Annotated in this window: 13 protein-coding genes; 9 read left to right on the plus strand and 4 right to left on the minus strand. The window is 35.5% G+C overall.

The features are described 5' to 3' along the window. Window positions 1-229 precede the first annotated feature (229 nt). The 4 genes from BUA89_RS01080 to BUA89_RS01095 all read left to right on the plus strand — a co-directional run bounded on the left by BUA89_RS01080 (window position 230) and on the right by BUA89_RS01095 (window position 4616). Window positions 230-1243 (plus strand): NAD-dependent epimerase/dehydratase family protein, encoded by a 1014-nt coding sequence (locus BUA89_RS01080; RefSeq protein ID WP_072952777.1) that lies wholly within the window; start codon window positions 230-232, stop codon window positions 1241-1243. Next, the gene (locus tag BUA89_RS01085; RefSeq protein WP_072952778.1) at window positions 1240-3009 is read left to right on the plus strand and encodes an AMP-dependent synthetase/ligase; all 1770 of its coding nucleotides are present in this window, start codon (window positions 1240-1242) and stop codon (window positions 3007-3009) included. Before BUA89_RS01080 ends, BUA89_RS01085 begins: the two co-directional genes overlap by 4 nt. Window positions 3010-3070: 61 nt before the next feature. After that, window positions 3071-4129 carry a diphosphomevalonate decarboxylase gene (locus BUA89_RS01090; protein WP_072952779.1) on the plus strand — a complete coding sequence of 353 codons (1059 nt, stop codon included), beginning with the start codon at window positions 3071-3073 and terminating at the stop codon, window positions 4127-4129. A gap of 166 nt (window positions 4130-4295) precedes the next feature. After that, window positions 4296-4616, plus strand: a complete 321-nt coding sequence (locus tag BUA89_RS01095; RefSeq protein ID WP_072952780.1) for a GIY-YIG nuclease family protein — start codon at window positions 4296-4298, stop codon at window positions 4614-4616. Between the two features lie 87 nt (window positions 4617-4703). Here the strand turns inward: BUA89_RS01095 and BUA89_RS01100 are convergent, their stop codons facing one another. Further along, the gene (locus BUA89_RS01100) at window positions 4704-5786 is read right to left on the minus strand and encodes an endonuclease/exonuclease/phosphatase family protein (RefSeq protein WP_072952781.1); all 1083 of its coding nucleotides are present in this window, start codon (window positions 5784-5786) and stop codon (window positions 4704-4706) included. Window positions 5787-5921: 135 nt separating this feature from the next. Here BUA89_RS01100 and BUA89_RS01105 point away from each other — a divergent pair, with 135 nt between their 5' ends. Genes BUA89_RS01105 through gloA2 form a run of 3 tightly spaced genes read left to right on the plus strand, consistent with a single transcriptional unit; the run spans window position 5922 to window position 7664 of the window. After that, a complete protein-coding gene (locus tag BUA89_RS01105; RefSeq protein WP_072952782.1) occupies window positions 5922-6365 on the plus strand; it encodes a nuclear transport factor 2 family protein in 444 nt (147 codons plus the stop codon). Continuing rightward, window positions 6365-7285 (plus strand): hypothetical protein, encoded by a 921-nt coding sequence (locus tag BUA89_RS01110; protein ID WP_072952783.1) that lies wholly within the window; start codon window positions 6365-6367, stop codon window positions 7283-7285. Before BUA89_RS01105 ends, BUA89_RS01110 begins: the two co-directional genes overlap by 1 nt. A 1-nt stretch (window position 7286) precedes the next feature. Then, a complete protein-coding gene (gene gloA2 / locus BUA89_RS01115) occupies window positions 7287-7664 on the plus strand; it encodes an SMU1112c/YaeR family gloxylase I-like metalloprotein (protein ID WP_072952784.1) in 378 nt (125 codons plus the stop codon). Window positions 7665-7801: 137 nt separating this feature from the next. Here the strand turns inward: gloA2 and BUA89_RS01120 are convergent, their stop codons facing one another. Next, a complete protein-coding gene (locus BUA89_RS01120; RefSeq protein WP_072952785.1) occupies window positions 7802-8185 on the minus strand; it encodes a DUF1634 domain-containing protein in 384 nt (127 codons plus the stop codon). After that, entirely contained in the window at window positions 8182-9012 is an 831-nt protein-coding gene (locus tag BUA89_RS01125; protein ID WP_072952786.1) for a sulfite exporter TauE/SafE family protein, read from the minus strand. Before BUA89_RS01125 ends, BUA89_RS01120 begins: the two co-directional genes overlap by 4 nt. Before the next feature lie 85 nt (window positions 9013-9097). On the opposite strand from BUA89_RS01125, the gene BUA89_RS01130 reads away from it, so the two are divergent. Continuing rightward, window positions 9098-9646 carry a DUF1543 domain-containing protein gene (locus BUA89_RS01130; RefSeq protein ID WP_072952787.1) on the plus strand — a complete coding sequence of 183 codons (549 nt, stop codon included), beginning with the start codon at window positions 9098-9100 and terminating at the stop codon, window positions 9644-9646. Window positions 9647-9968: 322 nt separating this feature from the next. Beyond that, on the plus strand, window positions 9969-11081 hold the full coding sequence (locus BUA89_RS01135) for a 5-(carboxyamino)imidazole ribonucleotide synthase (RefSeq protein ID WP_072952788.1): 1113 nt from the start codon (window positions 9969-9971) through the stop codon (window positions 11079-11081). Between the two features lie 142 nt (window positions 11082-11223). On the opposite strand, the gene BUA89_RS01140 is transcribed toward BUA89_RS01135, so the two are convergent. Further along, complete coding sequence (locus tag BUA89_RS01140; protein ID WP_072952789.1) at window positions 11224-12129, minus strand: DMT family transporter; 906 nt, start codon at window positions 12127-12129, stop codon at window positions 11224-11226. Window positions 12130-12132: the final 3 nt, after the last annotated feature.

Consider the following 12132-nt stretch of genomic DNA (forward strand, 5'->3'; position numbering starts at 1 on the left):
GCTGAGTGAAACGCCTTTGCAATCGAACAGATTTTCAAGTTTCATAAAAAAATCTTTGTGATCTTTGCGTTTAAAGAATTCCAAAGAAAAATAACGAAACAAAATTTAAAATACATAAAACTTTTACGGTTTTTATCTTTTAAAAAACCGAATTCTCCCTTAAAAATCGCAAATTTGCATAACGTAGAATATTATCATAATTTAGTCAGCAATCAAGTAACAGTAATTGATGGTTTTTGTAACGGGAGCGACCGGAATTTTGGGCAGGGTAATTGTTTTGGAACTTCTTAAAAAGGGAAAAAAAGTTCGTGCAGCAAAAAGACCGATAAGCAATTTAAACGAAGTAAGACATTCCTATACATTTTATACGGAAAATCCCGACGATTTTTTCAGTAAAATTGAATGGATAGATGTAGATTTTGATGACATCAATTCTCTTCAGGACGCTTTAAAAGGGGTTGATGAGGTTTATCACTGTGCCGCAAAAGTAGGTTTCAATCCTAAAGACAGCAGGGAAATTTACCATGTGAATGTAAAAGGAACAGAAAACCTTCTGTTTGCCTGCGATGGTTCTGAGGTGAAAAAGTTTCTCCATGTAAGCTCTATCGCCGTTCTGGATCTTTTCAATGACAAGGGGGAACTGGATGAGGATTCTGATTTTAACCCGAAAGATGAACACTCAGCCTATGCCATTTCAAAGCATCTGGCAGAAATGGAGGTGTGGAGAGCTTCTGCAGAAGGTCTTAACACGGTGATCGTTAATCCGGGAATGATTGTAGGAAGCGGAAACTGGGGCAACAGCAGTGGTGATATTTTCCCTACTTTTGAAAAAAACGGTTTTACATTTTCAGGAGGAACGAGCTATGCAGACGTAAGAGATGTTGCGAATATTTCCATTGAATTGATGGAGAAAAATATTTTTGGAGAGCGGTTTATTATCATTTCTGAAAACAGAAAATATGCCGAATTAGGAAAACAGATTAGAGGAAAATTGGGATTGAAGGAGGCGAAAATTCTTTCAAACTTTCAGTTGAACCTTGGTGTTTTTGCAAATGTATTGCTGGGGTGGCTTATTCCGCCGCTGAGAATGGTGACTAGGTCCAATGTGAAGGCCATCTCATCGATGAATATTGTTTCCAATAAAAAAATAAAAGAAAAATTGAATTATCAGTTTATCCCTCTTACGGAAAGTATTGATTTTCATTTGAATAATTATATCACTGATCAAAAGCTTAAGAAATGAATCTTGCAGAGGCGATTATCCAAAAAAATATAGAAAAACATCCTGTAAAATCAGCCATTGGTTTTAAAAAGAAAGATGCAGGATGGAAAGAACTGAGCTGGAAAAAATTCGGTGAGATTGTTGGTAAAACAGCGAACGCACTGAAAAATGCTGGAATTCAGGAAAATGATAAAGTGGCTATTTATTCGGACAACTCATCAGAATGGATTATTTTCGATCTTGCGGCCATGTCCATCGGAGCCATCACGGTTCCTGTCTATTCAACCAATAATGCAGAACAGGCAGAATATATTATCAAAGATTCCGGGGCAAAGATAATTTTAGTAGGCGACCAGGCGCAGTATGATGCCTGTCTTGAACTTTTACAAAGAGAAGATACTCATCTTCAGACGATTATTGTTTCAAAGAAAGCAGTCTGGATCAAGAAAGAATTCAGCAGTTTTTATCTTGAAGATTTCATTGCCAAATCATCTCCGAAGCTTGAATTCTGTCACAAAGAATATGAAGATGTTGCTACTTTAATTTATACTTCAGGAACTACCGGAACACCCAAAGGGGTAATGCTCACTCACGGAAATTTCATCAAAGCTTTCGATGCTCACTTTGAATTTTTCAAATTTAAAAATTTTGAAGAAGAGCTTTCTCTGGCATTTTTACCGCTAAGTCATGTCTTCGAAAGATGCTGGACTTTATTGTGCCTATATGGTGGCGCAAGGGTTTATTTCCTTGAAGATCCTAAAAATGTAGCCAAAGCTTTAGAAGAAGTAAAGCCAACGATGATGTGTGCAGTTCCTAGATTTTTCCAGAAAGTGTACGCCGGAGTATTGGAAAAAGCGGCAGAAGGTTCATCATTAAAGAAAAAAATCTTCGATTGGGCACTGAAGACCGGGTGGGAAACTGCCGAATTAAAAAGAAATGAAAGACCAGTTCCATTAGGCTTAAAAATAAAAGAAACGGTTGCTGAAACATTGGTATTCAGTAAGATTAAAGAAAAAATGGGCGGTAGACTCTGGTTCTTGCCTTGTGGCGGAGCTTCTTTGTCTCCGGAAGTGACCAAATTCTTCGAATCGGTGGGAATTCATGTAACGGTTGGCTATGGCTTAACAGAAACTACAGCAACGTTAACCTTATTTCCATTAACCCATTTTGAGCATGGAACAAGCGGAAAAGCCCTTCCGGGTGTAGAAATCCGTATTGGTGAAGGCGATGAAATTCAGGCGAGAGGAAACGGAATCATGAAAGGATATTACAACAAACCTGAAGAAACGCAGAAGGTTTTTACAGAAGATGGATGGTTTAAGACAGGTGATGCAGGGAAAATTGATGAAAAAGGAAATCTTACCATTACAGACCGATTGAAAGATTTAATGAAAACTTCCAATGGAAAATATATTGCGCCACAGCAGATTGAAAATATTTTAACAAATAATAACTTTATCAGTCAGATTGTTCTGATTGCCGAAGGAAGACAATTTGTCTCTGCGTTGATTGTCCCTAATTTTGAGTTTTTACAGGATTATCTTAAAAAGAACAATATTCCGTTTACGAATTGGGAAGAGATCGTGAAAAATGAGAAAGTTCACGATTTTTATAAAGAAAAACTGAAAGAATTACAAAGCCATTTATCCGATTTCGAAAAGGTGAAAAAATTTACTTTGATGCCTGCGGAATTCGATATCAATACAGGAGAAATTACTCCAACACTGAAAGTGAAAAGAAACGTGGTTTTGAAAAAATATGCGGATTTGATTGAGAAGATGTATTAAGTTTTAGCCATAAATGGCGATGTAAGCAGCATTGGGCTAAGGTCCAATAAATATCAGAATTATGACAACAACACAAGAATTTTTAGGAAATAACGAATTTACGATAAGTAATCAAACGGTTTCGGAAAGCTGTCCGTCGAATATTGCTTTAATTAAATATTGGGGAAAATACGACAATCAGATTCCTGCAAACCCAAGCATTAGCTATACTTTAAATCATTGTAAAACCAATACTACAATAGAATTTTTGGCTGAAGAACCATTTTCTGTACAAACTTTTCTGGCAGAAAATGAAGAAGTGAAATTTGCCGAAAAAATCGAGAAATATTTCAACACTATTGAACAGTATCTTCCCTGGATTTTACAAGGAAAATACATTATCAGAACAGAAAATACATTTCCTCACAGTTCAGGAATAGCAAGCTCGGCATCTGGATTTGGTGCTATCGCAAAATGTCTGATGAAGCTGGATGAAGCTTTTTCAGGGCAAATTTCGGAAGAAGATTCATTAAGGAAAGCATCATTTTTAGCGAGATTGGGAAGCGGAAGTGCCTGCAGAAGCCTTTACAATGGATTGGTGGTTTGGGGAGAATCTCAGGTGAGAGGAAGCTCAGATTTATTTGCGGCGAAATATCCGGATGATGAAATTCATGATATTTTTAAAGATTTTAATGACTGGGTTTTATTGATTCATGAAGGTCAGAAAAACGTTTCTTCTACGGTTGGTCATGGATTAATGAATACAAATCCGTATGCAGACAGAAGATTTCAGGAGGCAAGAGAAAATTTTGGTCCGATGAAAGAGATTTTAGCGAGCGGGGATCTTCAGAGTTTCATCAAATTGGTAGAGCACGAAGCATTAACTTTACACGCCATGATGATGATGAGCGATCCTGCATTTATTCTCATGAAGACAGGAACTTTGGAAGTCATCAATAAAATCTGGGACTTCAGAAGACAAACAGGCTTACCTTTATTCTTTACGCTGGATGCCGGGGCAAACGTTCATCTTTTATTCCCGAATGATGGTTCGGAAGAAAATATTAAAGCTTTTATTGAAACAGAATTATTGCAGCATACTCAGAATAATGGAGTGGTAAAGGATGTGATGAAGTTTTAAATAAAGTAAAATCGATTATAGAAAACGGGCTTTTGTCCGTTTTTTTATTTAGCTTTATATACTCAGATTCTACAAAATGATAGAGGTATATTTTTTATTTAGATTAACTGCTTGTTTGTCATTCCGTAGGAATCTAAGCAATGTTAAATAAAAAAACACAATACCAATGATAGAGTTTTCAGAAGGAATTTATACTTTTTACGTATATATTCTTACAAACAAAAGAAAAACTGTTTTGTATACTGGTGTTACAAATAACCTTCATAAACGATTATTTCAGCATGCAACTAAAGAAAATAAAAATAGCTTTACAGCGAAATATAATATTGAATTTTTAATTTATTATGAGAAATTTGGCTGGATTCAACAAGCAATTGAAAGAGAAAAAGAAATTAAAGATTTTCCCAGAAATAAAAAATTGGAATTAATAAGATCGGTTAATCCTAATCTGGATTTTTGGAATTATTTATTTGAACAAGAATTTTAAATATTGTGGCTTAGATTCCTACGGAATGACAAACATGGTGTTAAACCTATGTATAGAACCTAAAACAATAAAAAAAATAATCTTAAATCAACCCTCAGTCACCACAGCATCACGTTCTCCATCCTCTTTTTTCCCTTCCTCAATCATCTCTTCGGCTTCAACCTTTTCCTCTTGTGTAGCATAATCGATACGTTCTTCCTGTTCTTCATTTTCATGATCGATAAAAAATTCACAATACACGGGAAGGTGATCGGAACCAAAATTTTCGAGGGTCTTTAAATCTTTAATGAAAATATCTTCACTGTGAAACATCAGATCAATCGGAAATCTTAGCAGACGGTATTTTGCATGAAAAGTTGAAACAAAAGAATGCCCGATTCTGGGATCGATGAGGTGACTGGTTTTTCTGAATAAGATAGAGGATTTAGACCAAGCCACATTATTGAAATCACCAACAACAATCACCGGTTTTTTGATTTCTATAACTCGTTTTGCTGTACTCAATAAATCACCATCTCTTTCTTTAGAAGTCTCTTCTTCCGTAGGACTTGGCGGTGGTGGATGAACTCCGAAAAATACAAATGAAAAGCCGTCTTTGGTCTTCAGATGGGCTTCAATGCTTGGAATATCATCAGCAACAAAATAATGGGTTTGAGAATCTTCAATTTTAATTTTTGAATAAAAATGCATTCCATACGTATTTTCCAGCGTGACTTTATGCTGATAAGGATAGTCTTTTTCCAAAACTCGCAATGCATTTTCCCAATCCCCGTTACTTTCCATAGTCAGGAACATTTCCGGCTTATATTTTCTAATTAATTGAATAAAACGGTCATATTCTTTATTAAACTGATAAACATTGGCAGAAATAAAATGTAGTTTTTCAGATGACTGATGCTGTTGAGAATGTTTTTTAACAGGATACAGAGGAGTATATTTTATAAGCGTTACCCCATGATGTACAAATATTACCAGCAAAAGCCCCTGATAGTACCATAAAGTTTTGGGAGCATCAATCAGGAAACCTAAGATCAATGTGAAAAGTATAAAAAATGTGAGCTGTATTTTTCCGAATTCAGGAACACGGAAAACCCAGTGCGAATGCTGGATTTTAGGTAAGAGGGTTAAAATCAGCAATAAAACAGTCAGAATCACATACAATATCCACATACAAGTCAAAATAACGGATAAATTTAATTCAATTTTACAACTTTTCAAACGAATTTACGTTTAAACTTTGTTAATCAAAATTGAGTTTAAAATTTATTTGTTAATTTTATTTCATCAGTTTATAAAACGGAAATCATGAATAAATTATTCGCTATTGTATTACTGCTCGGCAGTTTTTGCTTCGGACAGCAAAATCAGAATCAGGAAATCGAAAAACCGATCCGGAATTTATTTTTAGCCATGAAAAATATTGATCCTGAATTATTAAAAAGTTCTTTTTCCGATACAGCAATTCTACAGACAATCACGAAAGATGGTGTCAAAAATGAAGATATAAAAGAATTTGCCGCTTCCATTTCCAAAATGTCAAAAGATGATCTTGATGAAAGAATTACAATAGAAGCAATTCATGTAGACGGAAATCTGGCGAGTGTTTTTACACCGTATTCATTTTATTTTAAAGGGAAATTTTCTCATTGCGGAGCAAACAGCTTTCAGCTGGTAAAGCAAAATGATGAGTGGAAAATTCAATATTTAATTGACACAAGAAGGAAAGATAACTGCAAGGAAATTAAATAATGAGAAACAAAAATCTGATCTTAAATTACGTTTTTTTAAGCTGTTTGATTGTTTTATTTTTAAATGATCATTTTTTTAAATTTCAATATACAAGCTGGCTAACAGGAAAGTTATCAGACATTGTCGGAATTGTCTTGCTGCCGATGCTTCTGACGTATCTATTCCCAAAATTAAAAGAAAATTCAGTCTTTGCAGCTGGATTATTTTTCAGTTTCTGGAAATCACCTTTTTCGGAGAGTTTTATAAAGTGGTATAATCTTATTTCTCCAATTTCAATTCACAGGGTGGTAGATGAGTCGGATTTATTGGTTTTATTGCTGTTGCCAGTTCCTTACTTTTTGATTAAAAATATAAAGGCTTTGCACCCGTTCAGCTTAAAGAAAATTCATGCCTTTGCGGTATTGCTGCCGACGATTTTCGTTTTAATGTCGACATCTCCGGGATACAGATATAATTATTTGTCTTATTCAGGGAATCTGGCTTTTATTAACTCAACCTTCACTGTAGCCAAGCCAAAAGACGAACTTATTGACGAATTTAAAAATAGAAATATTAATATATATAAAGACACAACAAGAATTGTTAATAAAAATAAATGGAAATATTTTGATATGGTAAATGTACAGCAACAGAATCTCCATAATAATAAAGCTATTTTTCGTATTGCAGACGACAGCATAAAACGATTGATCGTGAGAGAAATTGAACAGAGTGGAGACTATAAGATTGATAAAATAAAAATAGGCGACCAAACCATTGAAAATATCCAGTTTTATATGTCTAAAGATGAGAAAACAGGAGGGACGTATATGAGCTTAAAATCGATGACCATTGAAAAAAATTTAAGAGAGGCACAAGTTGAAAGAAAACTGAGAAAAGTTTATAAAAAATTATTGGAAGAGGAATTTAAAAAATTTTAGAATGAAAATCCATCATATCGCCATCATTGGTTCAAACTACGAAGTTTCAAAAAAATTCTATACAGAAATTTTAGGTTTACATATCATTCGTGAAGTATATCGTGAAGAAAGACAATCGTATAAACTAGATCTTGCTATCGAAGATCATTATGTAATTGAGCTGTTTTCGTTTCCAGATCCTCCGCCAAGACCATCAAGACCAGAAGCATGCGGTCTAAGGCATTTGGCTTTTTCGGTGGAGAATGTTAATGATACACGGAAGGAATTAGTTAGGAAAGGATTAAACTGCGAAGAGATCAGAATAGATGAATTCACCGGAAAAGAGTTTTTTTTTACCCAAGATCCGGATCAGTTGCCGCTGGAGTTTTATGAAGCTTAATTAAAAGAAGGTTTTGATGCCACGAATGCTCGAATATTAAGCACTAATTTGTGTATTCGTGGCTGATATGCTTATAAAAGTATAATAATCTTATCGAAAAATATTTGTTTTGGTTAATTCAAATAAATTGGTAAGAATTAGTGTGCATAGCCTGTAAAGAAACTCACCGCCATAATTGCCAGAACAATTGAAGAAATGACCACATAAACGTAATCTTTTTCTTTTAAATAACCGATCAACGCGAATATAATCCTCATTAAAGGAGTAAAGATCAAAAGTAATATTCCCAGTTGGATAATAGCCATGCCTTCGCCTTTACAAAGTGAATCCCAGAAATGTCCCCAAACTTTTTCGGAAGATGTCCCCATGTCAAGAAGCTTGTATTTTTTCGGCATTTTAAATCCTTCTGTGAAAAGCTTCACAAAACCGATTAATGAGGTGGTAACTGATAAAATAACGCCCAATCGCAGGAGATTTCCCACAGAACGGTTAAGATCAGCATCTGTAAAATTTTTTCTCATGAGAAATTGCTTCTAATACCGTTATACATCATATAAACCGAAAGAATGGTAATCACAATTGCAAAAAATGTTTTCAGTTTTTTTGTTTTTGAAACCATCAATGTTTTAGATCCGATGAAACTTCCAACCACAACACCTACCAAAACCGGAGCAACAATTACAGGAATAATTTCGCCTCTCTGGAAATAAATCAATGAACTGGCAACCGCAGTCACCCCAATCATAAAATTACTGGTAGTCGTGGAAACCTTGAATGGCAACCTCATCATATTATCCATGGCCAAAACCTTCAGCGCACCCGAACCGATTCCCAATAATCCTGACATCGCACCTGCAAACATCATCATGAAGAATCCCGGAACTGTATTTCTCGCAGAATAGGTTTTTACAACTCCTTTATCAGGAAAAGTCCCGTGAAGCTTTAATTTATCTTCGAGGCTTCCTTTGATAACAGGTTCTTGATGATCCGGTTTCCCTTTTAAATTTAAAATAACCGTTAAAAGAAGAATACTGGCGAAAATAATTCCGATCGTATTAGGATTTAAAGCACCGGAAACCAAAGCGCCGACAATAGCTCCGGCTGTTGTGGCAATCTCCAGGAACATCCCTATCCTCATATTGGTAAAGCCTTCTTTCACAAAAGCAACTGCCGCACCGGAAGAAGTTCCAATTACAGAGATCAAAGAAGCGCCGATGGCATAATGCATAGGAACGCCGAAACCCAGCGTTAATAAAGGAATAATGATAACTCCTCCTCCTAAACCGGTCAGTGAACCCAAAAGTCCTGCCGAAATTGCTCCAAGGAAGAGAATGATGATTTCTGACATGCTACAAATATAAAACTATTGCGTTAGTCTGCCAAACGTTTAAAAAAGATAAATTTGACGTATTTTTGCATAAACAAAATTTTAAATGAAATTATTTTATATCATCCTCGGGGCAACACCGAAAGGAAGGAATATTGAGCAGCATGATGTGTTTTTCGGGATTGCGGAAAGTCTGAAAGATCTTGTTCCGGATATGAAAGAATTCTGGAAGGAAGCCAATGGAAAGATCCATCTTGACTGTTATCAGGAAGTAAAATTTGCTGATGGATATGAAGTGAAAATTGTTGAAAAAGGAGAACAGACTTCAGAAGAGCAGTTGTATTTTATTAATCTTGGAGGATATAAAAGAGGTTTTTTTGAAGAATTTCACGAGCAGCATTTAATGGTTGGAAATTCAATGGGCGATATTGTGAAAAAAGCAAAAGCAACCGAATTTTACAAAACAATGGGATTTGAAGGAGCCGTAAGTCATATTGATGATAAACACGGCGTTGATATTGATGATATTTTTAATGTAAACGATATTCTTCCGGAAAAAATGAAAGAAAAATATTCAATTTCATTAATAAAATCCGATGCTGAAAATCAGGAAAATGTTATGGGATTGGGATATTTGAAAATTGATAAAATTTAACCCGTTGCACATTTTGTAAAATTACGGTATTGGATTCGTCAGTTCGAGTATTTTTCGTAACAAAGTTGAGAAAAAATGTATCGAGAACAGATGTATCTCCAAAATTACAAACTTCTCGATACGATTTTGCAAAAATCTATTCGAAGTGACGGAAATAAATTAAAATGGACAAAGGCAAAATTTTGAGCTCTTTGCTAAGTGAAGTGCCTTTGTGAACTTAAAAATATAAAGTATTTTTAAATAAAACCCTCTGTGAACTCTGTGTTTAAAAAAGAGGTTTAAATCAAAAAAATTAAATCTAATAGAAAAAATAAAAGTAAAAATGAAAATAGGAATTTTAGGAGGAGGACAGCTGGGAAGAATGCTGATTCAGGAAGCCTTGAAATACGACGATGAATTTTATACACTGGATCCGGCTTCTGATGCGCCTTGCCACAATATTTCTTACTTTACACAAGGAAATTTCAACGATTATGAAACGGTTTTGAGTTTCGGTAAAGATAAAGATGTGGTGACAATTGAGATTGAGCATGTTAATGCTGATGCTTTGGCTGAACTGGAAAATCAGGGAATAAAAGTTGTGCCGAATTCTAAAATCATTAAAACGATTCAACAAAAGATTCTTCAGAAACAATTTTATAAGGCTTACGATATTCCGAGCCCGGAATTTGAAATCATGGACGGAAGTTCTGATGAGATCAAAATGCCATTGCCTTTTGTGCAGAAAATGAATACGGGAGGATATGACGGGAAAGGAGTACAGGTAATCCGTACGGCTGAGGATATGAAAAGCCTTTGGATTGAGGATTCTGTGATTGAAAAATTAGTGGATATCGATAAAGAACTTTCTGTAATTGTTGCGAGGAACGAAAATGGTGAAACAAAAACTTTTCCTGTAACGGAAATGGTTGCAGATCCCAAATTAAACTTGTTGGATTTCAATATTTGTCCGGTTTTCCTGACTGAAGAAATTGAAGAACAAATCAACTCAATCACTGAGAAATTCTTAAACGCGATCCAATCTCCGGGACTTTTTGCCATCGAATTATTTTTGGATAAAGAAGGAAAAGTTTGGGTTAACGAAACGGCTCCGAGACTACACAATTCCGGGCATCAGAGTCAGGAGGGAAATGCAAACTCTCAGTTTGAACAGATGTATCGTGTCGTGAAAAATTTGCCTTTAGCAGATACGGACGCAATTATTTACAGCGGAATGTTGAATTTAGTCGGAGCAGAAGGGTTTTCTGGAAAAGTGATTTATGAAGGAATGGAAGATGTGCTAAGATTACCAGAAACTTACGTTCACCTTTACGGAAAAACGGAAACCAAGCCGGGAAGAAAAATGGGACACATCAATGTATTGGCAGATTCCCGAGAGGAGCTGATGGAGAAATTGGTGATGGTGAAGGGAATGGTGAGAGTGATTGCGGAGTAATTGAAGAACCTTATTATATTGAAAAGACTGCCCAAAAGCAGTCTTTTTTATTTGGAAATTTTAGGATATTTAAAATATATTCTTATTATTAGTTTTGTTATTCTGCTGTTTTTTAAGATTGAATTGAAACGACTCTATTTAATCACTCCATTCTCTGTCTTTTAAACATCTCCCTGTTGTAGTTAATCACAAAAACTCCAAAGATAATCAGTATTGCGGCAAATATAAACTTAGTAGAAATATCTTCCCCAAGAATCAGCCAGCTTAAAAATATGGAAATAATGGTATTGATATAAGCCAGAATGGAAACCTGAACCGGAGAAACTTTGGTAAGAGCATAGTGAAATGCAAAGAATGCAGCCACAGAGCCGAAAACAGAGAGATAGAGCATTGCTGAAATACTTTTCAGGCTCCAGTTTCCAAAGTTATAATGTTCCGAAAACAGGAAAGCAAAAATAATCTGTACAATTCCTGCAAAAGCGAATTGGTAAAACAGATTAAGAGAAATGTTCTCGCTCTGGATATTCAATTTTTTAGTAAAAATAGTTCCTGAAGCCCATCCCAGAATAGCAATAAAAAGGAAGAAAATTCCCAGTGCATATTCGGGGTTACCCAAATCATTAATCCCATCCCAAAAGATAAGGGCAATTCCTCCGAAGCACATTAATACCCCCACCAGTGCCCGAAAGCTGAATTTCTGGAGTCCGATTGCTACACTTCCGAGAAAGACCACAATCGGAGAACAGGCACTGATTAGTGAAGTCAGGCTGCTGGTGACGGATTCCTCCGCAACGGTGGTCATGCCATTGGCGATAATAAGCATTAATGTAGAAAAAACCAGCTGGTATTTCAGATTATTCCATCCGATCCATCTAAACTGTTTGCGATACAGTAAGATCAAAAGCATGAAAATGGCTGCTAAAAACTGGCGGATCCCCGCAACAAACCAAGCTGGAATCGTTTCCACTGCAACGCGTATGGATAAGAAGGTTGTTCCCCAAACGATAGCAACCGTACAAATGGCAAGACTTAGTTTATAATTTTTCAAAAT

The sequence above is a fragment of the Chryseobacterium arachidis genome (assembly GCF_900129245.1).
Classification (GTDB): domain Bacteria; phylum Bacteroidota; class Bacteroidia; order Flavobacteriales; family Weeksellaceae; genus Chryseobacterium; species Chryseobacterium arachidis.